Annotated in this window: 24 protein-coding genes and 1 pseudogene; 5 read left to right on the top strand and 20 right to left on the bottom strand. The window is 71.2% G+C overall.

The genetic code is table 11. The features are described 5' to 3' along the window. Positions 1-140: 140 nt before the first annotated feature. The 5 genes from ABT014_RS00125 to ABT014_RS00105 form a co-directional block, all read right to left on the bottom strand. Positions 141-1,313 (bottom strand): MAB_1171c family putative transporter, encoded by a 1,173-nt coding sequence (locus ABT014_RS00125; protein ID WP_350635112.1) that lies wholly within the window; start codon positions 1,311-1,313, stop codon positions 141-143. Continuing rightward, positions 1,300-1,869, bottom strand: a complete 570-nt coding sequence (locus ABT014_RS00120; protein ID WP_350635110.1) for a hypothetical protein — start codon at positions 1,867-1,869, stop codon at positions 1,300-1,302. The genes ABT014_RS00125 and ABT014_RS00120 overlap by 14 nt, the downstream gene beginning before the upstream one ends. 65 nt (positions 1,870-1,934) lie before the next feature. Next, entirely contained in the window at positions 1,935-2,510 is a 576-nt protein-coding gene (locus ABT014_RS00115; RefSeq protein WP_350635109.1) for a helix-turn-helix domain-containing protein, read from the bottom strand. A 35-nt stretch (positions 2,511-2,545) separates the two neighbouring features. After that, on the bottom strand, positions 2,546-2,890 hold the full coding sequence (locus ABT014_RS00110; RefSeq protein ID WP_350635107.1) for a hypothetical protein: 345 nt from the start codon (positions 2,888-2,890) through the stop codon (positions 2,546-2,548). Further along, the gene (locus ABT014_RS00105) at positions 2,877-3,338 is read right to left on the bottom strand and encodes an ATP-binding protein (RefSeq protein ID WP_350635105.1); all 462 of its coding nucleotides are present in this window, start codon (positions 3,336-3,338) and stop codon (positions 2,877-2,879) included. The genes ABT014_RS00110 and ABT014_RS00105 overlap by 14 nt, the downstream gene beginning before the upstream one ends. Before the next feature lie 181 nt (positions 3,339-3,519). Here ABT014_RS00105 and ABT014_RS00100 point away from each other — a divergent pair, with 181 nt between their 5' ends. Further along, on the top strand, positions 3,520-4,524 hold the full coding sequence (locus tag ABT014_RS00100) for a helix-turn-helix domain-containing protein (protein WP_350635104.1): 1,005 nt from the start codon (positions 3,520-3,522) through the stop codon (positions 4,522-4,524). A gap of 18 nt (positions 4,525-4,542) precedes the next feature. Here the strand turns inward: ABT014_RS00100 and ABT014_RS00095 are convergent, their stop codons facing one another. The 12 genes from ABT014_RS00095 to ABT014_RS00040 all read right to left on the bottom strand — a co-directional run bounded on the left by ABT014_RS00095 (position 4,543) and on the right by ABT014_RS00040 (position 15,107). Beyond that, complete coding sequence (locus tag ABT014_RS00095; protein WP_350635102.1) at positions 4,543-5,148, bottom strand: hypothetical protein; 606 nt, start codon at positions 5,146-5,148, stop codon at positions 4,543-4,545. Positions 5,149-5,236: 88 nt separating this feature from the next. Continuing rightward, positions 5,237-6,559 (bottom strand): chymotrypsin family serine protease, encoded by a 1,323-nt coding sequence (locus ABT014_RS00090; RefSeq protein ID WP_350635100.1) that lies wholly within the window; start codon positions 6,557-6,559, stop codon positions 5,237-5,239. Positions 6,560-6,863: 304 nt separating this feature from the next. After that, positions 6,864-7,658, bottom strand: coding sequence for a hypothetical protein (locus ABT014_RS00085; RefSeq protein WP_350635098.1), 795 nt, complete (start codon positions 7,656-7,658; stop codon positions 6,864-6,866). Between the two features lie 139 nt (positions 7,659-7,797). Next, complete coding sequence (locus tag ABT014_RS00080) at positions 7,798-8,388, bottom strand: hypothetical protein (protein ID WP_350635096.1); 591 nt, start codon at positions 8,386-8,388, stop codon at positions 7,798-7,800. A gap of 300 nt (positions 8,389-8,688) precedes the next feature. Beyond that, positions 8,689-9,234, bottom strand: a complete 546-nt coding sequence (locus ABT014_RS00075; RefSeq protein ID WP_350635095.1) for a SigE family RNA polymerase sigma factor — start codon at positions 9,232-9,234, stop codon at positions 8,689-8,691. A 164-nt stretch (positions 9,235-9,398) separates the two neighbouring features. Beyond that, on the bottom strand, positions 9,399-9,743 hold the full coding sequence (locus ABT014_RS00070) for a hypothetical protein (RefSeq protein ID WP_350635094.1): 345 nt from the start codon (positions 9,741-9,743) through the stop codon (positions 9,399-9,401). Positions 9,744-9,901: 158 nt separating this feature from the next. Next, positions 9,902-10,213 carry a hypothetical protein gene (locus ABT014_RS00065; protein ID WP_350635092.1) on the bottom strand — a complete coding sequence of 104 codons (312 nt, stop codon included), beginning with the start codon at positions 10,211-10,213 and terminating at the stop codon, positions 9,902-9,904. A gap of 85 nt (positions 10,214-10,298) precedes the next feature. After that, complete coding sequence (locus ABT014_RS00060) at positions 10,299-10,772, bottom strand: hypothetical protein (protein WP_350635090.1); 474 nt, start codon at positions 10,770-10,772, stop codon at positions 10,299-10,301. A gap of 359 nt (positions 10,773-11,131) precedes the next feature. Then, the gene (locus tag ABT014_RS00055; protein WP_350635088.1) at positions 11,132-11,683 is read right to left on the bottom strand and encodes a hypothetical protein; all 552 of its coding nucleotides are present in this window, start codon (positions 11,681-11,683) and stop codon (positions 11,132-11,134) included. 206 nt (positions 11,684-11,889) lie between these two features. Continuing rightward, positions 11,890-13,134, bottom strand: coding sequence for an IS701 family transposase (locus tag ABT014_RS00050; protein ID WP_350635950.1), 1,245 nt, complete (start codon positions 13,132-13,134; stop codon positions 11,890-11,892). 167 nt (positions 13,135-13,301) lie between these two features. Continuing rightward, positions 13,302-13,964: a signal protein gene (locus ABT014_RS00045; RefSeq protein ID WP_350635086.1), complete on the bottom strand. Its 663-nt coding sequence runs from the start codon at positions 13,962-13,964 to the stop codon at positions 13,302-13,304. 156 nt (positions 13,965-14,120) lie between these two features. Beyond that, positions 14,121-15,107: a LysR family transcriptional regulator gene (locus tag ABT014_RS00040; RefSeq protein WP_350635084.1), complete on the bottom strand. Its 987-nt coding sequence runs from the start codon at positions 15,105-15,107 to the stop codon at positions 14,121-14,123. 239 nt (positions 15,108-15,346) lie between these two features. On the opposite strand from ABT014_RS00040, the gene snpA reads away from it, so the two are divergent. Both snpA and ABT014_RS00030 read left to right on the top strand, forming a co-directional pair. Then, positions 15,347-15,991 carry a snapalysin gene (gene snpA / locus ABT014_RS00035; RefSeq protein WP_350635083.1) on the top strand — a complete coding sequence of 215 codons (645 nt, stop codon included), beginning with the start codon at positions 15,347-15,349 and terminating at the stop codon, positions 15,989-15,991. 88 nt (positions 15,992-16,079) lie between these two features. Further along, positions 16,080-16,970 carry a S41 family peptidase gene (locus ABT014_RS00030; protein ID WP_350635081.1) on the top strand — a complete coding sequence of 297 codons (891 nt, stop codon included), beginning with the start codon at positions 16,080-16,082 and terminating at the stop codon, positions 16,968-16,970. 21 nt (positions 16,971-16,991) lie between these two features. Here ABT014_RS00030 and ABT014_RS00025 read toward each other — a convergent pair whose 3' ends face one another. From ABT014_RS00025 to cbiE, 3 genes are read right to left on the bottom strand one after another with little or no spacing between them, the layout of a single operon-like run. After that, a complete protein-coding gene (locus ABT014_RS00025) occupies positions 16,992-17,741 on the bottom strand; it encodes a cobalt-precorrin-6A reductase (protein WP_350635079.1) in 750 nt (249 codons plus the stop codon). Next, entirely contained in the window at positions 17,741-18,499 is a 759-nt protein-coding gene (gene cobM, locus ABT014_RS00020; protein ID WP_350635077.1) for a precorrin-4 C(11)-methyltransferase, read from the bottom strand. The genes ABT014_RS00025 and cobM overlap by 1 nt, the downstream gene beginning before the upstream one ends. Continuing rightward, the gene (gene cbiE / locus ABT014_RS00015) at positions 18,496-19,785 is read right to left on the bottom strand and encodes a precorrin-6y C5,15-methyltransferase (decarboxylating) subunit CbiE (protein ID WP_350635075.1); all 1,290 of its coding nucleotides are present in this window, start codon (positions 19,783-19,785) and stop codon (positions 18,496-18,498) included. Before cbiE ends, cobM begins: the two co-directional genes overlap by 4 nt. 564 nt (positions 19,786-20,349) lie before the next feature. Between cbiE and ABT014_RS00010 the strand changes: the two genes are divergently transcribed. Together ABT014_RS00010 and ABT014_RS00005 are read left to right on the top strand one after the other, a co-directional pair. Continuing rightward, the gene (locus ABT014_RS00010) at positions 20,350-24,570 is read left to right on the top strand and encodes a LamG-like jellyroll fold domain-containing protein (RefSeq protein ID WP_350635073.1); all 4,221 of its coding nucleotides are present in this window, start codon (positions 20,350-20,352) and stop codon (positions 24,568-24,570) included. 145 nt (positions 24,571-24,715) lie between these two features. Next, positions 24,716-25,893, top strand: a pseudogene (locus ABT014_RS00005) (sugar-binding protein); the annotation flags it as partial.

Genomic DNA, 25,893 nt, shown 5'->3' with positions numbered 1-25,893 from the left:
ACCTGCGCGACGACGACGGCGGCACCACGTACATCGACTGGGGCCAGCCCCGCTGACCCACCCCGACCGCGTCCACCAGGACCGCTCGGACCACCGGCCGCGCCCGCCCGAACCGCTCGGGCGGGCGCGGCCGGGCCCGGTCAGCTCGGAGCCGGTGCCTGCGTCCCCGGGCCCTCGGCGACCGCCAGCACCGCCGCCGACCGGGACGCGACCGCCACCCGGACGAACCAGCGGACCTCGGCGGTGAGGTCCATCCCGTCCTGGACCAGGGTCCGCTCACCGGCCCCGGCCGGGCGGCGCTCCAACTCGGCCGCCACAGCCGTCCGCAGCAGCACCGCCTCGACCGCGGGCGCCAGATCCTTCCCCGCCACGCCCAGAGCCGTCAGCCGGGCCTCGGCCGCCGTCCGGTCGGCCTCGGTGAGGTGCCCGTCCAGGGCCAGCGCACTGTCCCGGATCTCGATGATCCGCCGGTACAGCAGCAGCCGCGGGTCCCGGCGCAGCTCCTCCGGCAGCGGCAGCACCACCTCGGGGGTCGCCTGCTGGAGCAGCCGCCACAGCGGCTCGACCCGGCGGGCGTTGCGGCGGTCGCGCAGGCGCTGCCGGCGCTCGGCGAGCGTGGGCCACAGGATCGAGAGCACCAGCAGCACCAGCGTGAACGCCAGCAGTACCTGGGTGGTCCCGGCCACCGCGGAGGAGTCGAACAGGTGGCACCCTGCTGCTCGGGAGGTCAGGAAGACGAGCCGGTGCAGCACGTAGAGCAGGCCGCCCATGCTCGCCGCCTGCATCAGGCGCAGCGAGGTACGGGACGGCCCCGGCGCCGCCAACGGGGCGTACCGCCAGCACAGTTGCGTGGTGGAGACCAGCCCGAACGACACGTACACCAGCAGGATCGCCCAGTACGCGAGCGCGGACGGGGACGAGGCGCCGGCCGTCAGCAGGTCGGTGTCGCCGTCCGGGTGCGGCATCGCCGCGAACGCCGCGAGCAGGCCGGCCGCGGCTGCCCCGAGCACCCCCAGGGTGATCGCGGTGGCCCGGCGGTTGCGGGCACCGGTCACCTCCCGGGTGAATTCCACCAGGCAGGTCACCGCGGCCAGCGAGGCCACGTGCACCGGCACATTGGTGAAGCTCTGGACACCCACGGCGCCGTCGATCACCCGCCGGACGGCGGGCACCCCCATGATCACCGAGGCGGTCCAGCAGGCCCACACGCCCCACAGGGCGCGCTCCCGCCGTGGTGCCCCGGGCAGCGCCCGCGCCTTCCAGAGCGTGATCAGCAGGATCGGCGGGAGCACCACGAGGTCAAACGGTCGCATCGGTGCCCTTCCGTCCGTACCGGCCGGTCAGGGCCCCCATCATCAGGTGCAGGGTGTCGGCGGCCGCCGCCGGTGCCGACGCCTGGGCGACCGGGGCGCTCTCGAAGCGGTGCCAGATCAACGACGCCAGCAGCTCGGTCTCCCGCTCCTGCTCGGTGGTCGCCTCCGAACGGCCCCGGGCGAGCAGCCGGGCGGCCATCGCGGGATCGAGGTCGGGGAAGAGCTGCTGGAGTTCCGACGGATCGGGCTCGCCCGACTGCCGGTGGCCGAGCAGGATGTGCGAGAGCTCGTGCAGGACGATGTGGGTCTGATGGATCGGGCTGGTCACCACGGAGTGGTAGACGTGGTCCACCGTGCCGAAGGCGACCCACATCCCGCAGATGCCCACCTCGGCGGCGTTGCTCCGCGCCGGCAGCGGCAGCAGGCGCAGCGGCCGCCCCCGGTCCGCCGCGATCTTCGCGACGAGCTTCTCGACCGTGAACGGCCTCGGTACGTCGATCCGGTCCAGCAGTGCGTCGCAACGCTCCCTGAACTCGGCCCATTTCGTCTGATCCATGGATGGATGTCCCCCCGGTGCAGGGCGGCTCACACGCCGGCCCCCGCCATCCGCCCACAGCGAGTCTAACCTCCGTGATCGTCCGTCACGGCCGGCGTCGTCGCGGGTGCCGTCGAGGCTGCCGCCGCCGGGCCGCTTCCGGCGGCCAGGCCGCTCTCCACCGCCCCGCTGTGTTCCACCAGCGACCGGACGGTCTCCAGCCCGTGACTCGACATGGTGGCCACCGCGGCCGCCCGCAGCGCGACCGAGCGGACGTCGTTGGCCCGCATCGCCGCGATCAGCGCCAGCTGTGCGGAGACCCGTTCGGCCACCTCGTCGTCGATGAAGTACGCCTGCGGCACGCCGAAGAACTCGCCCAGCGCGCGGAGCGTGCCGATGGTGGGGTTCGCGGCCCGGCCCTTCACCAGGGTCCAGAGCCGGCCGACCGAGATCCGCGGGTCGCCGGGCCGGCCCTGCTCCCGGATCCCGTCCGCGACCTCCTGCAGGGTGAAACGCCGTCCCAACGGCTGGACGTGGCCGAACAGGAACTCGATCCGCCGGCCGAGCCGCTCCGCCTCGGGGTCGGGCGGCTCCGGCAGCTCCGCCGCGCCGTCGCCAGGGACCGGGTCGACCTCGACACCGGCATCGCCCCGGTCGCCCATCGCCCACCACTCCTTCGCCCGTCGGGGGTGCCAGGCTACCGGTGTGCCGGTGGACGCAGCGCACGGTGGGCCGGTTCCCGGGAGTCCGGACCACCCGCCCGAGGGGCGCCGTCCGGCCGGTCCGACCCGTACCGGTCGAGCTCGGCCCACACCACCTGGCCGAACGCCCTGGCGCGGTGACCGAACCGGTCCGCCTCCCGCAGCAGTTCCAGCACCCCGCACTGGGCGTCGCCGGCCAGCCCCTCGGGCAGCGGCGCCTCCACCCGGTAGCTGCCGTCCGGCGCCGGGACGACCCGGGAACGGGTGCCCGTCACCCCGGCCAGCCGGACGGCCAGCTCGAACGCCGCCGCCCGGGGCAGCTCCGCTTCAGTGCCGCGCATCGCCGTCCTCCTCCCGGTCCGGTGCCACCGTCGCCCACACCACCTTGCCCGGCCCGGCCGGACGCGGCGCGACACCCCACGCCTCGGAGAGCAGCGCGACCAGCTGCATCCCGCGGCCCGACTCGTCCAACTCCCCGGGCACGGCGGGGGAGGGGAGTACGGGGCTCGCGTCGTGCACCTCGATCCGCAGCCGGCCGAACTCCACCGCCAGCCGGACGTGGATCTTCCGCCCGGGCGGTACGCGGGCGTGGCTCACCGCGTTGGTGACCAGCTCGGAGAGCAGCAACTCACCGGCCCACGCGTACCGTTGGCCGCACGGGAGGCCGGCCAGGAACTCGCGCAGCAGCTTGCGGGCGGCGCGGGCCGACCTCGGGCGGCGGGGGAGCCAGAGGCTCTGCGTGGGGTGAGCGGGGTGAGTGCCGGGGGGTCTGTCGAGCGTTTCGGGCATGGCGAAGCCGCCTTCCGGAGGTGCTTACGCAAGGTGAGTGAGTTGCTCCGTTCCGCTACAAAGGATTGCGGCTCGCGGGTAGCGTGGCGAGCGATCGGACTTTCCAAACGATCTGACACAACCGGGGGTTGCCATCAACCGTCGCAAGGGCCTCGCCGGCCCGATCACCTGTTCCCCCGCCATGTTCGGCTCCGAGCTGCTGTACGCCCGAGAGGCGGCCGGCCTGAGCCAGCAGGAGCTCGGCAGCCGCGTGCACTGCACCGCCGGCCAGATCAGCCGGGTCGAGGGCGCCACCCGCAAGCCGTCGGAGGAGTTCGCGCGCGACTGCGACCGGGAGTTGGGCACCGGGGAGCTGCTGGCGCGGATCTGGACCAAGGTGGACTGGCAGGCGGCGGTCACGCACCCGGACTGGTTCCGGCGGTACGCGGGGCTGGAGGCGGAAGCGACGATCATCCGCAAGTTCCAGGTCCAACTGGTACCCGGCATTCTGCAGACCGCGGACTACGCGCGAGTCCTGTTCCGAGGCCGCGACCCTCTGGCGAGTCCGGAGGTGATCGACGAGCGGGTTGCGGCGCGACTGGCACGCCAGCGAATCCTGACGGCTGACGACGGACCATGCCTGCTGGTCGTACTCGATGAGGGCGTCCTGTCGAGGAACTACGGCGGCGCAGAGGTGATGCGAGGCCAGCTCGATCACCTGATCCGCATGGCCAAGTTGCCGAACATCGTCATCAGGGTCGCCCCGTTCGGAACCGGTGCATGCGCGGCATTCGACCAGAGCTTCACGCTCCTGACCCTCCCGCACGAACCCGACGTGATCTACGCCGAAGGAATTCACCGAGGACAGCTGGTCGATGATCCAGCCCGATTCGCGGAGTGGTCCTACCGCTATGATCTGCTGCTGAGTGAGTCGCTGTCAGACAGCTCTTCGCTGGCCCGGATCCGCTCGGCGATGGAGGCCCTGCGCACTATGAACACCGCACCCGACCTGAGCGCCGCCTCTTGGCGGAAGAGCAGCTACAGCACCGGCGACGGGGGCGACTGCATCGAGGTCGCGGACGGCTTCGACGGCCTCATGCCCGTCCGCGACTCCAAGGACCCCGACGGGCCCGCCCTCGTCTTTCCCTCCGCCGCCTGGCGCTCGTTCGTCGCCGGGGTGCGGGCGGGGGAGTTCCCCGGCCGCTGACCGGCCAGTGGGGCGCGGCTACGCCCCGGTACCCGGCTGGGGTGTCCGCGAGGCCTGTACCAGGGGGTTCTTGGTGTCCTTCGGGATGCCCGCGTTCTGCACCGACATGACGACCACCGCCCGGTACCGGTCGGGATGGGTCGACACGTCCTTGAAGGCCGTCCCCTCGCAGGCGCGGTCGACGGTCAGATCCTTCTCGTAGGGCTGCTTGCCGACCGGGTAGCCGATGGCGGGAGCGGGTTCGACGCTCGGCTTCACGGGTGTTCCGGTGGCGACGATCGTGCCGTCCTTCAGCAGGAGGGCGGTGGGTGGGATCTCGCCGATCGGCAGCGACAGCATCGTCTCCGGCGCGGCGGCCGTGATCCGGTAGGAGACGGTGACCCCGCTCTCCCGCGCGACGGCGGCGGTCAGCGTGAACCGCACGGGGTCGCTGTCGAGCGACTCCATCAGCGGCGGGGCGATGGTGGTGCCGCAGGCCAGGGTCCGCTGCTGGCGCTCGATCGGTGGCGAGGTGGTCGTCGGGTCGGCCGCGCCCGGACTCTTCGAGCCTGTCGCCGAGGTGGCGGTGCTGCCGCACGCGGCGGCGAGGACCAGCAGGGGGGCGAGGAACAGGGCCTTCTTCACGCGGGGCTCCTTCACGGTTGCTCGGGGCGGTTGGACGCCCGGAGGGGCGTACCGGTTCCGGTACGCCCCTCCGGGTGCGGCCGAGGGATCAGACGTGCGGGTTCAGGTGCTGACCGAAGCCGCCCAGGATGTCGGGGGCCTCGGTCCAGTACATCCACTGGTTTCCGGCCAGGGCGGAGACGATGCCGCGCGCCTCGCGGTCGGTGCTGTTGGTGACGGTGAACACGGCGGCGCCGGAGTCGCCCTCCATGACGGCCCAGGTCGAGTTGTAGCCCTGGACGCCGCGCACGCTGTGGACGGAGCCGTCGTTCCAGGTCAGGTTGTAGGTGATGTCGTCGTTCTTGACGCTGATGTTGCAGGGCACGCCGTGGCCGCTGTAGTAGGAGCGCGCGCCGTCCTGGCAGACGGACTGGCCGTTGTAGGAGTAGGCGGTGCCCTTGACGTAGTACCACTTGCCGTCGGGCTGGTCGGCCTCGTCCGAGTTGGAACCGGAGCCGTTGTAGCCGCCGGTGTCGATGAGCTGGGCGTCCCAGTGGTCGTTGGTGTTGACCACCTGCCCGATCCAGCCGCCGCGGCTGTAGGTGAACTGGCCCGGGTTGGAGCCGCCCTCGCCGTTGACGGTCGAGCCGTTCCGGAAGCAGTGCGCGGCGGTGACCAGGTAGTCGCGGCCGTTGGAGTCCTCGGTGGCGAGGCCCGCGGTGCACTGCGAGGCGTACCCGCTCTGGTGGGCGTCGCCGATGAGGACGTCGCCGCCGATCTGCGGGACGCCGTCGTTCCAGCGCCAGGACGATCCGTGGATCGGTTCGCCGGCGACGACCTGGACCTGCGCGGTCCCGCCCTGGGCCGGGGGTGCGGCGGCCGCGATCGAAGCCTGTCTGGCCTGGATCCGGCTCGTGATGGAGGCGAGCTTGTCGCCCCGGCCGGACACGGTGATGCCGGACGAGTCCGGGTTCACCGCCACCGAGTAGACCTCCAGGTCGGCGGCGTCGGACGCGGCCGTCGCCCTGATGATCTGCTGGACCTGGGCGTCCAGGCTCTTCTTGGTGTGCGGGGAGACGGCCACCTTGACGAGCGAGGTGTCGATCCCCGGGTGGGCGGCCTTCGCCGCGGCGACGATCTTGCGGCCCTGCTCCGCGCCGATCGCGTACAGGGTGACCGTGCGACCGCTCTCGTCGACGGACAGGTTGCCGTACACGTCGGCGTACCGGCCGCGGCCCTGCTCGCCGAGCGCGTTCGCCACGGCGTTGAGCGGTGCCACCTTCTTCGCGTGCGCCAGCACGCCGCTGTCGGTGGTCCGTGCGGGGCCGCCGCCGTCCTTGGCCTCGGCACTCGTGCCGCTCAGCAGGACGGTACCGGCGGTCAGTGCGCCGACCGCGACCATCAAGATCGTGTTCCTGGATATTGCAGACATGGCAGAACTCTCCCCCCGTGCACGACAGTTCGTGCGTTTGATCGGTTGTGCCGGGATCATCCGAACACTGCGTGTCCGGGGGTCGCAAGCAGGTTTCGACCTGTGTTCCGGAGGCTTCGATTCTGGTGTGGTCCGTTGACGTACGGTTCATGACGCTCTGTCGGCCGACAGAGCGTCGAAAATGCGACGGACCGGATTCGACGGAATGGAACTCCTCACTTTTCCGGTGCGCACGATTCCGGCCCGGAACGCGCGACAGCCCCTCGCGGCGTGGCGAGGAGCTGCGCGGGTACGGGCCAGGGGCTCAGCGCCAGCTGTTGGCCGGCAGCTGCTCCAGGTGCCAGTCCGGGAAGAGTACGAACACCGAGGTCAGGCGCGGCTTGAGCTCAGGGTTGAGCTCCTGCGTGATCTTCGTGGTGAGCGACGCGCAGAGCGTCGCGCGGTTGAAGTTGACCACCGCAGCGTTGTAGAGGCACGGGTTGTCGCAGGCGTCCAGGAACACGGTGACGTTCTTGGTCGGGTAGGCGCCCAGCTTGCCGGTGATGCCGGAGTAGAGGCTGTTCACCAGGTCGGCCGTGGTCTTCGTGCCCCCGACCTTCAGGGAGTCGCCGACATGGGTGCACGCGTTGTAGAACACCTTGGCGTCCGCGCCCGGGACGGCCGGGCACATGCCCCGGATCGCGAAGTCGGGCTTGAGCGCGACGTCGTCGAACGGCCAAGGCAGGAACTCGGTGTGGCCGTTGAGCCAGAGTGCCTTGGCGGCGATGCACTCCAGGGCGGCGGTGTAGCTCGGCAGCGGGAAGGCGCTCGGCAGCCGGTAGCCGCCGTTCTGCTGGGTCAGGAGCGGCACATTGGCGATCTTCACCGGGTCGACCAGCGCGTTGCTCATCGCGATCAGCAGGGCCTTGTCGGCGTCGAGCGTGGCGTGCGGGTCCAGCAGGCTGGTGATGAACGAGGTGACCACCCCGGCCAGCGGCGGGTGGGTCGCGAGGGCTCCCTTGAACAGCGAGTTCGTCGGCCCCAGCGCGCTGTTGCCGATGTTGATCGACTGGATCTCGGCCTGCCACTCACCGGGCCACTGCGGGACGGCAGTCGTCATGTGCACCAGCTCATCTCTACGCTCGACGGATGCGGGCGCACCACGTCGGCACCCCCGCAACGAGCCTCTCCCGTCATCTGACGCTCCGTCAATCACCGGATGTGCGTAGCTGTTAGGCGTCGCCGTGCCGCCGCGGCGCTCAGCCCGGCAGGCCGGCCGGATCGGTCGAGAGCAGCGTGCCGGCCCGGTCGTAGAACTGCCACTGCTTCGCCGTCCGGCCCGCCGGCCTGGGCACGGCGACCCAGTGCACGGGGGAGTCCGCCAGCGCGGTCAGCTGCGGCTCGTCCGTGCTGCCGTCCTGCCAGGTCACCACCACCTTGCCGACGTCCGAGCCGACCTGCAGCACGGCCAGGTCGACCGGCGCCACGGTGTCGCCCTTGCCGACGTGGCCGAGCAGCACCCCGGTCGGCGAACCGGCGGCGCCGGCGTGCGGTGTCGACGGCGCCGGGGCCGAGCCGGTGCTGTCGTTCGGGAGGCGGACGCCGTCGAGGGTGAAGTAGAGGTTCACCACGTCGTCGTCGGGCTGCCAGTACTGCTGGACGAACTCCGCCGTCGGCGCGGCCAGCGACGGGTCGGCCGCGTGCCGCTCCGCCCAGAGGAGCTGGGCCTGCCGCACCGCCTGTGCCCGGTCGGCCCGCGGCCACAGGGCCGCCCAGGCCTTCCACACCTTCCCGTCCGCGGTGCTGCCCTGCGCGAGCACCGCCCGTACGGGGGTGAACGGGTCCCGCACCGCCGCCGAGGCGGCCGTGGGCCCGGCGGCGGGGGCGACCGCGGCGGCCGGTGCGCCGGTGCGCCGGTGCGCCGGTGCGGGGGAGCTGGTGCAGGCCCGCGGCCACCCCGCCCGCCAGCACCACCGATGTGCTGAGCGCGATCACCCCCACCACGGCCCGCCGCCGGCGCCGCAGCCGCCGACCGCCGGCCAGTGCGGCGCCGACCGGCACCGGACCGATCCGCACCCCGCCGGCGGCCTGCGCCAGGCTCTCGCCGACCCACGCCGTGTCCGGCCCGACCGTGCTCGTACCGTCCGCGTTCACACTGCACCTCCGCTGTGGGTCATGACCTTGGAGTTCTCGGGCGTGCCCGGCGCGGCGGTGGCCGCCCGCAGCCGTGCGATCCCCTTCGCCGCCTGGCTGCGCACCGCGCCGACCGAGCAGCCCATCGCCGCGGCGGCCTGGCTGTCGCTCAGGTCCTCCCAGTGCCTCAGCACCACGGCCTGCCGCTGCCGGGGTGGCAGGGTGGCGAGCGCCGCGACCAGGGCGGCGCGTTCGTCGGAGCGGGCGAAGCCGTCCTCGGGGCTCGGCGCCTCCGGCACGGCGTCCACCAGTAGCTCGGGCAGGCGGCGGCGGAAGCGGCGGGCGTGCTGGTTCACCAGGATCTGCCGCACGTAGGCGTACCGGTCCTCGGCCCGCCGGACCCGGGCCCAGGCGGCGAAAGCCCGCTCGAACGCCGACTGCGCCAGGTCCTCCGCGCCGTGCTGATCGCCCGCCAGCAGGTAGGCGGTCCGCAGCAGCCGGGGCCAGGCGCCGACCATGAATTCCTGGAACTCCCCGTCCCAGCCGTTCTTCGGTTCTCCCATGAGCACCTCCTCACCCCTCCGGAGCGCAGGGGTGGGGGTAACCGCTTCCTCCCGCCGCCCACGGACTTCGCGACCTCGGGGTCGTCACCGTCGACCCGGGCCCACGGCCCCACCCACCGGAGCGCACTCACCACGGCTGCCTCCGGGCGACCGAGAAGTGATGCTCAGCCCTCCTTGACGAACATGTCGGATGCCGAACAGGTCGAGTCCGGATCCATCGTCGCGCAGAGCTCGATCTTCCCGCTCACCCGCCTGATGTCCGCGCCCAGGGAGCAGCTCACCGGCCCCGAGCGGAAGCTCAACGCGACCGTGTCGCCCGAGTTCAGGGCCGGGTCCGCCCGCGAGAACCCAACGCGATCAGGCGTGAGAAAGCTCCAGCTGCCCTCGGCCGCCGACCGTTCGCAGTCGTCCGGCGCACCGGCGGCCTCCCACGCAAGACTGAAGCTGCGATCGGCGCGGATCGTCAACGTGCCGCCCGCTGCGCTGTGCCAGACACCACTCAGCTCCACGGAGCCGGCGGTGTACGTCTCGCCCGGGCTGGACGCACAGGCAGCCATCGCCAACGCCAGCACCGAGACCGTCAGCCCCCGCCGAACAAGCCCGAACGGGCCCGCCCGCCGCGCGCCGGGTCCACCTGCCCGCATCCACACCGAGTCGCTCGACCGGTCTACAGCTGTCCGACGAGTGTCGCCATCCTCACGACAACGAGGAGCGCTACGACAGATGAAGCGATCAGGAGCTTCCGGTTGGATCGTCCGATCCAGAGAGTCGGGGCGAGCATCATGGCGCTGACGACGGAAATCGCCATGGAGGTCTGCGCATAGACCGGCCTGGGGCGTCCGGGGAAGGCCGATACGTCCCGCCACGGATCACTCTCGATGTTGGTGCCGTAGGCGAAGAGCAGCACGAGCGACGCCATTGCCAGGAGGAGCCAAGGCGCAGCCGACTGGCACATCTTCATGAACTTCTCGTCAGACATGAGGTCCTTGGTTCAAGTGTTGCCATGGAGTCGGGGTTCGAGCTGCGGCAGGCGCCCGGAGAGTTCTGCCTTGGATCGGCACGTCTCAGGCGATGGAGGACAGAGCGTAGACCTTGGGCCAGTCCGGTACTGATTGATCGATCACCACGCTCCGTGATGGAGCATGCACACTGTCATCGGCGACCGGAATCGTTCCGCCTCGGGTGTTCGGCCCCGGGGTAACCTGCCAGCCGGCCATTGTCAGATCGGCCGGGGTGAACGGAAAGCTCCAAGCACGAAAGTGCCCGGTGAGGCCGATCGCTTTCAAGAAGTCGCCTGCTTTTTCGGCGGGCAACCTGAAGGATACCCAGAAGTCGCTTCTGCCCCACTCCGACTTCTCGCCGTAGGTGACGTCGACCGCGTCCTCCGGGATGGCCACCCGGTACTTCGACTGGAGCCCGGACGGCGGGACACGGGGGATCGACGACGAGCTGCTTCTCGATTCCGGGTGCGGCGAGTCGGGGGTGCTGGCCGTAGTTCCACAACCTGCCAGAAGAAAGGTGACGGCCAGGAAGGCCATGCTGTGCGAGCTCGAGTACGTGTCATCTCACCCTGACAGATTGGTTCGCGGTGGACGTCGAGGTCTCGCGCAGGTTGCGCCCGCTGAGGTCGGTGCCGGTGTCGGCGCGGGAGACGTAGGAGGCATGGTGGTCGGTTCCGCGGGTGGTGGGGTACTCGATCCGGCGGGTGCGGTTGAACTGGGCGACGGTACCTCATCCTCTCGGTTCCTGACGGACGCCCCCTCATCGCCGCCCGCCGCCCGGCCATGGCCCTCATGCGCGACCTCATGCGCACCGACCTGGACATCGAGCCGCTGAGCCTCGACCAACCGTCAACAGGTCGGTGTACCCGATCGGCAGAATCCTTTGGAAATCCACGTCAGTAGAGGAGTGAATCGCGCAGCCACTTCGGCTCGACCTTCGACAAGCGAATGCGAACACGGTCAGACATTGGATGGTTCAGTTTCCTGAGCGAGGATGCGAGACACTCCAAGGTTCGAGCGTCCGAGATATCGCACCCGAGCAGGGCGCCTTCGATCGGCTCCGCTGCCTCGGAGTATCCGGCCGCGGACAGAGAGATCGTAGCCATGCACAGGTTGGGATCCCCAGGCCTGATCGCCGCCATGAGCGATGGAACTCCGACCTTGCTGCCCATGTAGAGAAGAGCCGACGCTGACATCAGCTTCACACTCTGATCATCCGCTCGCTGGTACACCTGCTCCATGGGCTCCAGCATCAGTGACCCGAACCGGCCGAGCCGCTCGAAGATCAGGGAGCGCGCCTCCTCATCCCCTTCGAACGACGCCGCCACCTGAGCGGCGATGGTGGACGAGCAGGCCGCGAGTTCTTCGACAGCACGAACTCGGGACTCCAGATCCGATGAACCAAGGTCATCGAGCGCGTCCTTGACTCTCTCCGACAATTCCATCATCGAACCCCCGTTGTGTGGCCGAAGGCCGTTCCACCCCCGCTCGGGCCGCGGCCCGAACTGTGCATCAGTGTCCGCGAATTCCCGGGAAGTACATGGTACGTGTGGACCGCTTCGGTCGTGAGGCCGTAGCCGGTACGACGAACGCCCCTGCGTATGTCACGTTCTCAGGTGGACGCCGCTGGTGCTCCAGCTGTAGATCGTGATCTTCATAGCTGTTGAGCGGCCTGCCACTCGTAGTGGCTGGTGCGGGAACGTGCTTGATGGCGGCGTCGCCAGAGCGACCGGCGCAGTCGGTGCGCGATGTCGCGGACTGGCTGGGCGACCAGGGTGGCGAAGAGGTGCTGAATCTCGTTGCAGGTCAACGGGATGAGGCCGGGAGGCGTCGGGTTACGGGCGCGTTCGGCGGCGGAGGTAACCACCAGAAATGCGTGGGCGAGCATGGCCAGGTTGGTCCAACGGTGCCAGGAGTGCCAGCGGCGCACCTGGTGCTCGTCCAGCCCGGTCAGCCCCTTCCCGGTTTGGAACGTCTCCTCCACCGTCCACCTGCGTCCCGCCACCCTCACCAGCACGGCCAGAGGGACGGGGTGGGACGAATAGCCGCGGTAGAAGGCGAGTTCGCCGGTGCGCCGGTTGCGGCGGACCATCAGCCGGTGGTGCCCCGGGCGGGCGGCGGCGTCGTCGATGTCGACCTGCGCCCAGTCGTAGAAACGCTGGCCCTTGGCGCCTACTCCGGCGGACAGACGCTGCCATGCCCGCTTCGGCAGACGGCGGACCAGGGCGTCGGCCCGGAAGGCACCCGCGCGGGTGGCGACTGGGTGGGAGCAGGACACCGCCAGGACGTAGCCGATCTGACGCTGCTCCAACTCGGCGCGCAACTGGGGGTTCGCGCCGTAGACCTCGTCGCCGGCCACCCATGCGGCCGGGACTCCCGCGTCGAGAGCACGGGCGATCATTTGGATGGCCAAGGCAGGCTTGGTGGCGAAGCCCAGGTCGTCGGGGATGCCTGCGGCGCGGCAGCGGTTCTGGTCGTCCGTCCAGGACCGCGGGACATACAGCTGTCGGTCGATGGCCGCGTGCCCGCGCTCGGCGGAGTAGACAAGGTGGACGGCGACTTGCGAGTTCTCGATCCGGCCTGCCGTGCCGGTGTACTGACGCTGCACGCCGACGCTCTCTGTGCCCTTCTTCAGGTCGCCGGTCTCGTCCACAACCAGGACCGCTTCCTCGTCCCCAAGGTGTTCGACGATGTACTCGCGAACGTCATCACGCAGCTCGTCCGCGTCCCACGAGGCTCTGTTTAGCAGGTGCTGCATGCCGTCTGGGGTGGCGTCCCCGGCGTTCTCGGCGATCGTCCAGCACTTCTTCCGAGGCAGTTCGGAGAGCATCCCAAGCACGAACGCCCGCGCCCGCCGCCGGGGTTCTACCCGCACGCACCGGCCGGCAACCCGGCCCATCAGATCCTCGAACATCAACTGCCAACGGGCAGGGTTTACGCTGTGACCTACGGCCACCGGTTGATCTTTGGTTGTCCACACAACACCCGATGATCAACCGTGGCCGTGCTGTCTTCGGACCCGCCCCCAGCAAGATCACGATCAACAGCTGGAGTGAGCGCCGTTTTTCAGTTGGCCGAGACCTGAAGCTTGTAGTCGGCGGTGACGGCAAAGGATCCCGATGATCCCCTGATGCCCAGTGTGTGACTGCCAGGTGCCAGCGGTTCCAGTTGTACCCAGAGTCCGCATGCCTGGGTTCGGAAGTGTCCCCCACCCTGGGTGAGTGGATTGCCATCCACTGCACTGATCTGCACAGCTGTAGCTTCGTATCGTTCGGGTTCCAGGGCTTGGCCGTCAAGGATGGCGCTCCCCTGGGCCGAGGCCATGAATGCTGAGCAGTCGGCCGCTTTGCCGAAGAGGTTCACCAGAGGGAAGGCCACTGGTACCGCTGCGGGCACTGTGCACGAGCGCGTTACGGTCCCGCCAAAGGTGCCGGCCAGGAACCAGATGCCGGCTGTCTGGCCCTGAGCGCACAGGTGGCCGTCCTGATCTGAGACAGGGTTCGAGTCACTGACGCTCGAAGCCGCCCAGGTCCACCAACGGCCCTGCAGATCGGCGGCGCTCAACTTGGCTCGCACGCTTGGAGAACCTGCTGCGGGCAGGGCGGCGGCGGTCGCTGCCCCGGCTGGGGAGCTGCTTGCGTCCGTATGAGGCGAGGCAGGCGTGGTGGAGCATGCGCTGACCAGTACCGATGCGCCGATCAGCAGGGCTATGGATCTTCCGAGATGCATGAGCGAAGAGTACGGGGCCGTGACCTACTGCCTGCGAGAGGGAAGGGCCTCGGTACAGCGAGGACTGCGCAGCAACCTTGACGCCTGATCACGATCTACAGCTGGAGTACTAGGAGCTGCACGGTCGCCGCCCGGGTGGAGCGCGACAGTCCGTGGCTAGTTGGGCGAGTGCCGCGCCGGGCCGAGGAGGTGGGGCAGGGAGCGGTTGTGGCGCAGCAGCCAGGCGAGGTAGGTGGGGTTGGCGCGGGCGAGGTCGAGGTAGGCGGTGCAGAGGTCGGTGTAGAGGGCGTCCAGGACGGGGGCGGCGAGGGCGCCGGTACGCCAGGTGAGCAGGAGGCGGACGCCGAGCGGGTCGCCGTGCAGGGGCCGGACCACGGTGCCCGGGACGGGGACGGAGGTCGGTTGGCAGGGGCGGACGGCCTCGCCGGAGGCGACCAGTTCGGCGGCGGTGGCGTTGTCGCGGACCTGGAGCACCCGCGGATCCACCCCGGCCCCGGAGAACACCCGCCGCATGGCCGCGTACTCGTGGTCCGCCGCCGGGTCGACCATCCAGGTGTCCCCGGCCAGGTCGGTCAGCCGCACCACCGGTTGGGTGGCCGCCGGGTGGCGTACCGACAGCGCCAGGAACTGCGGTTCGCGGGCCATCAGCACCCGCTGCTCGGTGTCGGCCGGCACCCGGAGCGGGAAGCCTTCGCTCTCGTGCACGAAGGCGATGTCGAGCTGCTCGGCGGCGATCATGCGTAACAGGGCGATCGCCGAGATGTCGATGTGGATGGTGGTGTCGGTGTCCGGCAGCCGGTCGTGCACCTTGCGCAGCCAGGCCGGCACCGCGCGGCTGCCGACGCTGCCGATCCGCAGCTGCCGCTGTTCGGCCCCGGCGGCCTCCTGCCGGGCGGCGGTGACCAGGGTGGCCATCTCGGTGACGATCGGTCGGGCCCGGGAGAGCACCGAGTGGCCGAGCGGGGTGGGCTGGCTGCCGGTCTGCTGGCGGTGGAACAGCCGGCCGCCGATGGTCCGTTCGATGCGGTGCAGCTGGGTGGAGAGGGCGGGCTGGGTCATGCCGAGCTGCAGTGCCGCCTTCCGCACGCTGCCGGTGTCCGCGATGGCGCACAGCACGCGCAGGTGTCTCACGTCGAGCTCCACAAAGGGAGCATAACGAACAGGCCAAGTCTTTGCCAGGGCCATGTCAGATGGCGAGACCGCGCCCGAGCTGCGGGAACCCCGGCGAACCCCCGCCGCCACCAAGGGTATTCGGCCGTGCTATCGCCGGCTGGCATCCTCCGCACCCGCCACCGGCTGACCCAAGCTCTGTGCATCACCAGTTCATCCGGTTTCCGCGGCGCCCCCAACCGCCGTGGAACTCGCGAACGGAGTACCCCCACATGAAGCGTTCCGTCCTGTCGCTGACGGCTGCCCTCGGTCTGGCGCTGGCCGCCGGCATCGCCGCCGTGCCCGCCGCCTCCGCGGCGACCGTCGACTCCGCCCCCCAGCAGGGCTACGTCGCGTCCTCCTACACCGGGTCCGCCGAGGAGAAGGCCAACAACCAGGCCTTCTACGAGGCCGTGATGAAGTCGGCGCTCGCCAAGAAGGCCGCCAACCCGTTCCTGCAGACCGTCACGGTGACCTACGACGCCAGCAGCGCGCCGACCTTCCGCACCACGATCGCCAACAGCGCCTCGATCTGGAACAGTTCGGTCCGCAACGTGCAGCTGCGCAGCGGCAGCAACGCCGACTTCCGCTACTACGAGGGCAACGACTCGCGCGGCTCCTACGCCAGCACCGACGGCCACGGCAGCGGCTACGTCTTCCTCGACTACCGGCAGAACCAGCAGTACGCCTCGCTGCGCGTGGTGGCGCACGAGACCGGCCACGTGCTCGGCCTGCCGGACCACTACTCCGGCCCGTGCAGCGAGCTGATGTCCGGCGGCGGCCCCGGCACCTCCTGCACCAACCCGTACCCGAACACCGCCGAGAAGAACCGGGTCAACTCCCTCTGGGTGAACGGTTTCGCGGCCGCCGCCCGCTGACCGGGCCCGACGCAGCACCGCGCAGCACCCCGGCCCGGCCCCGCAAAAGATCGCGACGGGGCCGGGCCCCCGCGTTAGCATCCGGCGCATGACAACCAACACCGCGATACTCGAGGACGCCCTCACCCGGATCACCGCCGGCTACGTGTTCCCCGAGCGCGCCGCCGAGGTCGACACCGCGATCCGCCGCCGCCTCGCCGCCGGCGAGTACGAGGGCCTGGCCGGCACCGAGTTGTGCACCACCGTCACCGGCCATCTGCACGAGGTCTGCCCCGACAAGCACCTGCGGCTGCTGTGGAGCGAGGAGCCGCAGCAGGTGGCGGAGGACGCGGACGAGGACGCCCGGTTCTCCGCGCTCTGCCGCGCCGAGAACTTCGGCGTCCGCAAGGTCGAGCAACTCGACGGCAACGTCGGCTACCTGGACCTGCGACTGGTCGCCACCCCGGCCGACGGCGCCGCGGTCTTCGCCGCCTCGATGCAACTGCTCGCCCACACCGACGCGTTCGTGTTCGACCTGCGACACTGCCGGGGCGGCTCGCCGGAGGGCGCGGTGCTGTGGTGCAGCTACTTCTTCGCCGACGGCACCGTCCACCTCAACGACATCTACGACGGGGCCAGCGGCCGCACCCAGCAGTTCTGGAGCTCGACCCACCTGCCGGCCCCGCGCTACCTCGACCGTCCGGTCTACCTGCTGACCAGCTCCGCCACTTTCTCCGGCGGCGAGGAGATCGCCTACAACCTGCAGTCCCAGCAGCGGGCCACCCTGGTCGGCGAGACCACCAAGGGCGGCGCGCACCCCACCGAACGCTTCCCGCTCACCCCGCACATCGCGGTTACCGTGCCGACCGCCCGCTCGATCAACCCGGTGACCGGCACCAACTGGGAGGGCGTCGGCGTCGTACCGGAGCTCGCCGTGCCGGCCGAGGACGCGCTCACCGCGGCGCTCGACCACCTGCGGGCCGCGAAGCACGCGGGCTGACCCAGGGGCGGGCCCGCCCGGTCAGCGCCCGGGCCGGGCCGCCAGCCAGGCCACCGCGCCCGCCACATCGGGTGCGGTGGGCAGCCCGGCCGGGGGCTCCGGACGGCGGACGACGACCACCGGGAGGTCCAGTTCGCGGGCGGCCGCCAGCTTCGGTGCGGTGGCCGCGCCGCCGCTGTCCTTGGTCACCAGCACCTCGATCCGGTGCTCGCGCAGCACCGCGAGCTCGCCGTCCAGGGTGAACGGCCCCCGGTCCAGCAGCACCGTCAGGTCGGGCGGCAGCGGCGCCTCGGGTGCGTCCACCGACCGCGCCAGGAAGAAGAGTCGGCGCAGGTGGGCGAAGTGGCCGAGACCCTGGCGCCCGGTGGTGAGGAAGATCCGGCGGCCCAACCCGGGCAGCGCCTGCGCCGCCTCGGGCAGCGAGCCGACCGGGTGCCAGTCGTCGCCCGCCACCGACGCCCAGCCCGGCCGGCGCAGCGCCAGCAGCGGAACGCCCGCCTCGGCCGCGGCCTCGGCCGCGTTCCGGCTGATCCCGGCGGCGAACGGGTGGGTGGCGTCCACCAGCGCGTCCACCCGGTGCTCGCGCAGCCAGGCGGCCAGCCCTGCCGGGCCGCCGAAACCGCCGATCCGCACCTCCCCGGCGGGCAGCCGTGGCTCGGCCACCCGGCCGGCCAGCGAACTGGTCACCCGCAGGTCGGGATCGGCCACCAGCTCGGCCGCCAACTGCCGTGCCTCGGTGGTGCCGCCGAGGATCAGGACGTGGAACGGCATCAGGAGCACGGCCCGTGCGGGCGCTCCCGCTCGGCCGAGTACAGGTGGCTGTCGCGGAACTGCTCGGCGCCCAGCGTGCGTCCGACCAGGATGACCGCCGTCCGCACCACCCCGGCGTCCCGCACCTGGCCGGCGATGTCGCCGAGGGTGCCGCGCAGCACCAGCTCGTCCGGGCGGCTGGCCATCGCCACCACGGCGGCCGGGCAGTCGGCGCCGTAGTGCGGCAGCAACTCCTCGACCACGCTGTCCACGTACCGGGTGGCCAGGTGCAGCACCAGCAGCGCGCCGCTGCGGCCCAGGGTGGCCAGGTCCTCGCCCTCGGGCATTGGGGTGGCCTGCCGGGCGACCCGGGTGAGGATCACGGTCTGGCCGACCGTCGGCACCGTCAACTCCCGCTTCAGCGCCGCGGCGGCGGCCGCGAACGCAGGCACCCCGGGCACCACCTCGTACGGGATGCCGGCCGCGTCCAGGCGCCGCATCTGCTCGGCGACCGCGCTGAACACCGACGGGTCGCCGGAGTGCAGCCGGGCCACGTCCTGGCCGCGTCCGTGGGCGGCGGTGATCTCGGCGACGATCTCGTCCAGGGTGAGCTGCGCGGTGTCCACCAGCCGGGCGTCCGGCGGGCACTCGGCGAGCAGCTCGCGCGGCACCAGGCTGCCCGCGTACAGGCACACCCCGCAGGCCGCCAGGGTGCGCTGGCCGCGCACGGTGATCAGGTCGGCGGCGCCGGGGCCGGCCCCGATGAAGTAGACGGTCACTGCTGCTCTCCCTGCTCCGGAACCTCGACCACGTCCATGCTCTCGACCACGTCCATGCCCTTGACCACCGACCACTGGGTGACCGGCATCGCCTGCCGCCAGCCGGTGAAACCGCCGACCGGCACCGCGTGCGCCACCGCGAGGCGCAGCAGCTCGCCGCCGTGCCGCCGGTACCACTCGGTGAGCAGCGCCTCCGACTCCAGCGTCACGGTGTTGGCGACCAGCCGGCCGCCCGCCGGGAGTGCGGCCCAGCAGGCCGCCAGCAGCCCGGGGGCGGTCAGGCCGCCACCGATGAAGACGGCGTCCGGGGTGGGCAGGCCCGCCAGCGCGGCGGGCGCCGCCCCCGACACCACCTGGAGCCGGGGCACCCCGAGCGCGGCCGCATTCCGGGTGATCCGCTCGGCCCGGACCGGATCGCGCTCCACCGCCACCGCGCGGCAACTGCGGTGCGCGCGCAGCCACTCGATGCCGATCGAACCGGAGCCGCCGCCGACGTCCCAGAGCAGCTCGCCGGGCGCGGGCGCGAGGCTGGCCAGCGTGGCGGCGCGGACGTGCCGCTTGGTCAGCTGGCCGTCGCTCTCGAAGGCGCTGTCGGGGCGGCCGGGCACCAGCTGGGCGCGCGGCGTGCCGGGCTCGGGGGCGCAGTCGACGGCGATGACGTTCAGCGGGTCGCCGGGCGGGTGCGGCCAGTCGGCGGCGGTGCCGGCCAGCTGGCGTTCGGCGGGGGAGCCCAGCTGCTCCAGCACCCGCAGCCGGCTCGGCCCGTAGCCGCGCGCGGCCAGCAGCGCGGCCACCCGGGCGGGGGTGTCGGCGCCGGCGCTCAGCACCAGCACGGTGCGGCCCGGGTAGAGCGCGGCGGCCAGCGAGTCCAGCGGCCGGCCGACCAGGCTGACCACCTCGGCCTCCTCCAGCGGCAGACCCAGCCGGGCGCAGGCGTACGAGACGGAGGACGGGTGCGGCAGGACGCGCAGCGCGTCCGGGCCGGCCAGCTCGGCCAGGGTGCGGCCGATGCCGTAGAACATCGGGTCGCCGCTGGCCAGCACCGCCAGGTGGCGGCCGCGGTGCGCGGCCAGCAGCCCGGGGACGGCCGGGCGCAGCGGCGAGGGCCAGGCGAGCCGCTCGGCGGCCACCTCGGGCGGCAGCAGCTCCAGCTGGCGCGGGCCGCCGATCACCGCCCCCGCCTCCCGCAGCGCGGCCCGCCCCACCTCGGACAGCCCGGCCCAGCCGTCGGCCCCGATCCCCACCACGGTGATCGCCGGTTCGGGCACGGTCGCACTGGCGGCCAAGGGGGACTCCTCGCAGGTCGGACGGGGTAGCAGCGGCAGCCTACCGGCGCCCGCCCGACCACGGGCGGAGGGCCGGCGTGACCCTGGTCTCCCACCTGCCCGGGGCCGGCAGGAGGAGCTGGTGCGGGATGCGGAATCGCCGTCGACACGGACGGCTGCACCGTGACCGAGCGACGAAGCTCCGGCGATCGTTTGTGACGTGCATCACGCCTTGAGGTGCTGTGTTGTCTGCTTTGGGGGATCTGCTGCGCCTTTGTTCGACGCCTTGTCAGACGCCCGAAGCATGCTGGCCCGGTTATTGGTTGACGCCAAATCAGGCGCCTACGAAGATTCGCCGCGTCTGAGAAGTCGATGAAAATTCAGGACTGGAGTGCAGTGGCGAACAGCCGGTGGAGACAGTCAGCTCGCAGCTGGCTGGTGGGGAGCGTCGCCGTTGGCGCGCTCATCGGATCGAGCGTCGTCCCGGCGGCTGCCGCCGCTGCGGACGCTGGGCCCAAGGCCACGCCCAGCCCCGCCGCGAGCGGTGCCGGGCGTGGCGACACGGCCTCGGGGGACGCTGCGGAGGTGGCGGCCGTCGCGGAGGCGAAGCGGACCGGGAAGCCGGTCGAGGTGCTGTCGAAGCGGACCGAGACCTCCGATGTGATTGCCCAGCCTGACGGTCGGCTGCTGGCGACCACGTACGTCCAGCCGCACCGGGTGCGCAAGGCCGGCGGCTGGGCGGACATCGACCCCGCGCTGACGGTGCGTGCCGACGGTTCGGTGGCTCCGAAGGCGGTCACCGCCGATGTGGTGTTCTCCGGTGGTGGCAGCACCCAGCCGCTGGTCCGGATGGCGTCGCAGGGCAAGGAGCTGAAGCTCAGCTGGCCGACGGCGCTGCCGAAGCCGGTGGTCGACGGCAGTACGGCGGAGTACCGTTCGATCCTGCCGGACGTCGATCTGAAGCTGACCGCCACGCCGACCGGCTTCAGCCAGATCATCGCGGTGCACAGCGCCGAGGCCGCGAAGAACCCCGACCTGGACCAGCTCCGGCTGGGCCTGACCGGTTCCGGCCTCAAGGTCGTCCAGGCCGCGGACGGTTCGCTGACCGCTGTCGACCGTAGCGGCGGCGGAACGGTCTTCGAGGCGCCGACCCCGGTGATGTGGGACTCCTCCCGCCCGGCGGCGGGCGCCCCCGGCGCCAGCGCCTTCACCTCCCCGGCGGCACGTACCGTACCGGCCTCCAAGGCGCGGTCCCTGCTCGCCCCCGCGGCCCCCGCCACCGGCGATCCGCAGGACGGGCTCGCGCCGGGCGACGGTGCCAAGGTCGCGCTGATCAAGGTCGATCTGCCGGCTGCCCAGGACAAGCTGGTCCTCACCCCGGACCAGGCGATGCTGGACGACTCCGGCACCGTCTTCCCGGTGATGATCGACCCGGCGTGGAACACGCCGAACGCGGCCGACTGGGCCGGTGTCTCGCGCTACTACGCCTCCCAGGCGTACTGGCACTTCACCTCCGACGGCTCCAACGTGAACGACTGGGGTGTCGGCTACTGCGGCGACACCAGCCGCTGCGCGCCCAAGGACGTGAAGCGGGCGTTCTTCCAGATCCCGACCAGCTCGTTCATCGGGAAGCAGATCCTGAGCGCGGAGTTCGGCACCTACGAGAGCCACTCGTACTCCTGCACGCCGAGCAACATCGAGCTCTGGAACACCGGTTGGGTGTCCTCGGGCACGAACTGGAACTCGCAGAACGCTGCGGGCTTCTGGAGCCGCAAGCTGCAGACGATGAGCGCGGCCAAGGGCTGGAGCGGTAGCTGCCCGGGTGGCTGGTTGGAGTTCGGCGGCACCTCGGGCGGGGTCAAGGACCTGGTCCAGGACGCCGCGAGCTCGGGATGGTCGTGGACCACTTTCGGTCTCAGGGCCGAGAACGAGAACGACAGCAACAGCTGGAAGCGCCTGACCAGGGACGCCTTCCTGCGCGTGTACTACAACCTGCCGCCGCGGCAGACGCCGATGAGCCAGCTGACGATGTCCCCCGGCAGCGTCTGCTCGTCGACGGGTGTGGGGATCAACAACTGGCCGCAGATCAGCGCGACGGCGAGTGACCCGGACGGCGAGGCCCTCGGCGTCCAGTTCGCGGTTGCCTGGGACGACGGCAGCACCGGTTACAAGCGTCGGTGGTGGTCGACGGGCAGCGAGGGAGCGGCCCCGCCGGGCAACTCCTTCAAGGGGTCGGGTTCGCTGTTCTCGGTTTCGCTGCCGGAGATGCCGGCCTCGGTCGGTGGCTCCTACGGCTGGGAGATGCGAGCCTGGGACGGTGCGAGCTGGGGGCCGTGGTCCTCGGACGGAGACCCGACCGTCTGCTACTTCGGTGTCGACAAGACCCGTCCGGAGGGCCCGACCCTGGCGTCCGCCTCCTACGCCGGTTCGATGAACCCCGCGGACACGCTGCCGTGGAGCGACGGCGTCGGCAGGTACGGCGATTTCACGATCAGCTCGGCCAACACCGACGTCGTGAAGTACCAGTGGGGCCTGGACACGAGCGCCTCGGCGGTGCACGAGGTGGCGGCGACGGGCGGCGCGCCGCGGACGATCAAGGTGTTGCCGGAGGCTGCGGGCCCCCACTTCCTGGCGGCTCAGGCCGTGGACGCTGCCGGTAACGTCTCGGAGTCCCACAACTACTACTTCAACGTCCTGAACGGCCAGCCGCAGCGGGCGGGCTGGAGCCTGGACGAGCCTTCCGGCACCACCTTTGCCGGTCGTGGCGGCAGCGTCACCGCAGCCCTTCACCCGGGTGCGACGGCCGGGGTGCCCGGCCATCTGGGCAGCGCCGTGGCGTTCAACGGCACCTCGGACGGGTACGCGGGCACGGAGTCCGCCGTTCTCGACACCGACCGGAGCTTCTCCGTCTCGGTGTGGGCCAACCTCGCCGACGCCGATGTGACCCGCACCGCGGTCAGCCAGGCGGCCGGCAACACCGCCTTCTTCGACCTCGGCGAGCGCGACGGCAAGTGGGCCTTCGTCACGTACACCGCGGACCTGGCCGACGGATTCGGCTGGCAGCCGGCCATCGGGACGGCGCCGGCGGCGCCGAACAGGTGGACCCACCTGACCGGGGTCTACGACGCGGCCGCGGCCAAGGTGCTGCTCTACGTCGACGGAGCCCTTGCCGCACAGGCCCCGGCCCCGAAGTCGTTCGCATCGCGCGGCGCTCTCGAGCTCGGCCGGTTCCGCTACATGGGTGGGTACGTCGACCCGTGGAAGGGCTCGCTCGACGAACTCAAGGTCTGGGACCGGGCACTGTCCGCCTCCGAGGCGGCCGACTCGGCCGCCGACCGCCCGCTGACCACGGGCCTCCCGGCGAAGGCCGTCTGGCACCTGGACGAGAGCGTCGCTCCGGCGGTCGGCTTCCCGGAGTCCGACCCGCTGATCGCGAGCGGCGGGGTGCAGGCCGGTGTTCCCGGTACGGTCGCCAAGGCTCTGCACCTCGACGGGACGAGCGGTTACGCGCGGACCGCTCGGCCGCAGGTGGACGGAGCAGCGAGCTTCTCGGTGTCTGCCTGGGCGCGTCTGCCTCAGCCGGCGGCGGGCGACACGACCGCGAAGATGGTGGTGACGCAGAACGGGCAGCACAACAACGAGTTCTCGTTGTACTACTCGGCGTACGGCAAGAAGTGGATCTTCGGTCGGTACAAGGAGGACACCTCCGCGGACACCCTGGTGCGTGCGGCCCAGGCCGACTGCGCGCCCGGCACGTTGGTGAACGCGATTCCTTGCTTCTCCGGCACGGACAACCAGTGGGTGCATCTGCTGGGCGTGTCGGACGCGGTGGCGAAGAAGACCCGGCTGTACATCAACGGCTTCCTGGTCGGTGAGGCGGACTACACGCAGACCGCGCCGTGGGCGAGCCCGGGGCCGTTGCAGGTGGGTGCGGTCAATCGTGAGGGTGTCAACGCCGAGTTCTTCGGTGGTGACGTGGACGACGTGCGGGTCTTCGACCGGGTCGTGACCGGGCCGGAGGCGGCGGACATGATCGCGCAGCGACCGCAGTTGGCCGGTCGGTGGAAGCTCAGTTCGGCTTCCGGCTCGCCGCTCGTCAGCCCCGGTGAGGGTCCGGTGCCACAGGGGGCGGTGCTGAACGGCGGTGCGACCATCGATGTCGCCGGCGGCCTGTACTCGGACCAGGGGGCGCTGCAGCTGAACGGTGACACCGCCTATGCGGCCACCGGCGCAGCTGTGGTGCACACGAACCAGAGTTTCACGCTGGCAGCTTGGGCGGATACCGCGGGATCCCCGAACCGGGACATGACGGTGCTGTCGCAGGGGGGCGCCACCGGTGATGCGGTGACGCTGCGCTGGCACTACCTGAAGGACGACCCGATCAGCGGGGAGCACCTCGGCGAGTGGCAGGCCGTGGTAGCGGGGACGGACGCGGCGGGAGCGCCCCGGACGATGGTGGTGCACTCGCCGGTCACCCTCGGCCAGGAGAACTGGACGCATCTGGCGGTTGTCTACGATGCGCTCGCCAATCAACTGAGCCTCTACGCCAACGCCACGCTGGAGAACCAGATCTGCACGAGTGACGACCCCACCTGCTCCCCGCGGACCTCGTCGGCGCAGGCGATCCGGCCATTCGATGCGACGGGTGGGCTGCAGCTCGGGCGGAGCAAGGCATCGGGTGTGTTCGGTGAGTACTTCTCGGGCGAGTTGGACGACGCGTGGGCGTTCCAAGGTGTGCTGAGTGAGGCTCAGATCATCAAACTCGCCGACTACAGTGCCGAGTTGGATTCGGCGACCGGTCCCTGATCATTTCCTGTGCGGGCCGGAGAACTGTGTGTTCTCCGGCCCGCCTTGTTGTCCTCCGGCCTTGGGTTGGTGGGTCTGTCGGAGGGCAGCGAGGCGGGCCGGGTCATCGACGGGCGCCGTTGTTGTCGACATCGAAGGAGTACGCATGAGTAGGGAGAGGGCTGCCGGGCGGCGGTCCCGGTCCCGGGCCGCTGCCGTGGTGGCCGCGGCCCTGGTCGGGTCGCTGCTGCCCACGCTGCCACTGGCCGCGGTCGCCGCCGCGTCCGACTGGACCAAGCCGTCCGCAGTCTCGCCGGAGAAGCCGGTCAAGGGCTCGGCCGGGAAGGTGAAGGACCGCAAGGCGGACACCACCGTCAGCGCCCCCGCGGCCGAGCGGACCGCCTGGCCGAAGGCCGGCGGCGCGAAGGTGCCCGTGGCGGCCGGGACCGCGAAGACGGTGAAGGCGGGCGATCTGCCCGTCACGCTGACCGCGGTGGGAGCAGCGGCGAACGACGCCGACGTCCAGGTCCTCGGCCAGGACCTGACCCGCCGGGCGGGAATATCCGGGGTGCTGCTGAGCGTGTCCGCACCGGACACCGCGCAGGGCACGAAGGCGGACGTCGCGGTCGACTACAGCGCCTTCGCTCAGGCCGGCGGCGCCGGGTTCGGGTCCCGGCTGCGCCTGGTGCAGCTGCCCGGGTGCGTGCTGACCACCCCGGACCGGCCGGAGTGCCGGGTGCAGACGCCGCTGCCGGGCGGCAACGACCTGGAGCACCGCCGGGTCACCGCGGACGCGGTCACGCTGGCGGCGCCCGCGCCGGTGGGCGGGATGCGTCTGCAGTCCGCCGCCGGTGGTGGCGTCGTCCTGGCCGCGACGGCCGGCAGCGCGGGCCCGGGCGGGGACTTCAAGGCGACCCCGCTGTCGTCCGCGTCCTCGTGGTCGACCTCGCTGAACAGCGGCTCGTTCGCGTGGTCCTACGACATGCCGTTGACCGCGATGCCGGGTGACCTGACGCCGAAGCTGGGCCTGTCCTACAGCTCGGGCAGCATCGACGGCCGCACCGCCAACACCAACAACCAGGGTTCCTGGGCGGGTGACGGTTTCGACCTGTCCCCGGGCTTCGTCGAGCGCAGCTACAAGCCGTGCGCGGACGACGGCGCACCTACGACCGGACCCAACAAGCCCGGCGATCTCTGCTGGGCGACGGACAACGCGACGATCAGCTTCGCCGGGCACTCCGGTGAGCTCATCCCGGTCTCCGGTGACGAGTTCCGCCTCAAGGGCGACGACAACACCAAGGTCGTCCGCCTGCGCGATGGCGCCCGCGGCAACGGTGACAACGA

Origin of the sequence: Kitasatospora sp. NPDC094015 (assembly GCF_040304075.1) — a bacterium.
In the GTDB taxonomy this organism is placed as follows: domain Bacteria; phylum Actinomycetota; class Actinomycetes; order Streptomycetales; family Streptomycetaceae; genus Kitasatospora.
The sequence above is the reverse complement of the archived record's forward strand: the minus strand, read 5'-3'. Positions and strand labels throughout refer to the sequence as shown.

Excerpts from the sequence above, each read along its gene's own strand:
- ABT014_RS00100 (WP_350635104.1), top strand. The coding sequence starts at position 3,520 with ATGTTCGGCTCCGAGCTGCTGTACGCCCGAGAGGCGGCCGGCCTGAGC.
- ABT014_RS00120 (WP_350635110.1), bottom strand. The coding sequence starts at position 1,869 with ATGGATCAGACGAAATGGGCCGAGTTCAGGGAGCGTTGCGACGCACTG.
- ABT014_RS00085 (WP_350635098.1), bottom strand. The coding sequence starts at position 7,658 with ATGACGACTGCCGTCCCGCAGTGGCCCGGTGAGTGGCAGGCCGAGATC.
- ABT014_RS00075 (WP_350635095.1), bottom strand. The coding sequence starts at position 9,234 with ATGGGAGAACCGAAGAACGGCTGGGACGGGGAGTTCCAGGAATTCATG.
- ABT014_RS00090 (WP_350635100.1), bottom strand. The coding sequence starts at position 6,559 with ATGTCTGCAATATCCAGGAACACGATCTTGATGGTCGCGGTCGGCGCA.
- ABT014_RS00045 (WP_350635086.1), bottom strand. The coding sequence starts at position 13,964 with ATGCATCTCGGAAGATCCATAGCCCTGCTGATCGGCGCATCGGTACTG.
- ABT014_RS00065 (WP_350635092.1), bottom strand. The coding sequence starts at position 10,213 with ATGTCTGACGAGAAGTTCATGAAGATGTGCCAGTCGGCTGCGCCTTGG.
- snpA (WP_350635083.1), top strand. The coding sequence starts at position 15,347 with ATGAAGCGTTCCGTCCTGTCGCTGACGGCTGCCCTCGGTCTGGCGCTG.
- ABT014_RS00060 (WP_350635090.1), bottom strand. The coding sequence starts at position 10,772 with ATGGCCTTCCTGGCCGTCACCTTTCTTCTGGCAGGTTGTGGAACTACG.
- ABT014_RS00105 (WP_350635105.1), bottom strand. The coding sequence starts at position 3,338 with ATGCCCGAAACGCTCGACAGACCCCCCGGCACTCACCCCGCTCACCCC.
- ABT014_RS00115 (WP_350635109.1), bottom strand. The coding sequence starts at position 2,510 with ATGGGCGACCGGGGCGATGCCGGTGTCGAGGTCGACCCGGTCCCTGGC.
- ABT014_RS00050 (WP_350635950.1), bottom strand. The coding sequence starts at position 13,134 with ATGGGCCGGGTTGCCGGCCGGTGCGTGCGGGTAGAACCCCGGCGGCGG.
- ABT014_RS00025 (WP_350635079.1), bottom strand. The coding sequence starts at position 17,741 with ATGCCGTTCCACGTCCTGATCCTCGGCGGCACCACCGAGGCACGGCAG.
- ABT014_RS00055 (WP_350635088.1), bottom strand. The coding sequence starts at position 11,683 with ATGATGGAATTGTCGGAGAGAGTCAAGGACGCGCTCGATGACCTTGGT.
- ABT014_RS00125 (WP_350635112.1), bottom strand. The coding sequence starts at position 1,313 with ATGCGACCGTTTGACCTCGTGGTGCTCCCGCCGATCCTGCTGATCACG.
- ABT014_RS00110 (WP_350635107.1), bottom strand. The coding sequence starts at position 2,890 with ATGCGCGGCACTGAAGCGGAGCTGCCCCGGGCGGCGGCGTTCGAGCTG.
- ABT014_RS00030 (WP_350635081.1), top strand. The coding sequence starts at position 16,080 with ATGACAACCAACACCGCGATACTCGAGGACGCCCTCACCCGGATCACC.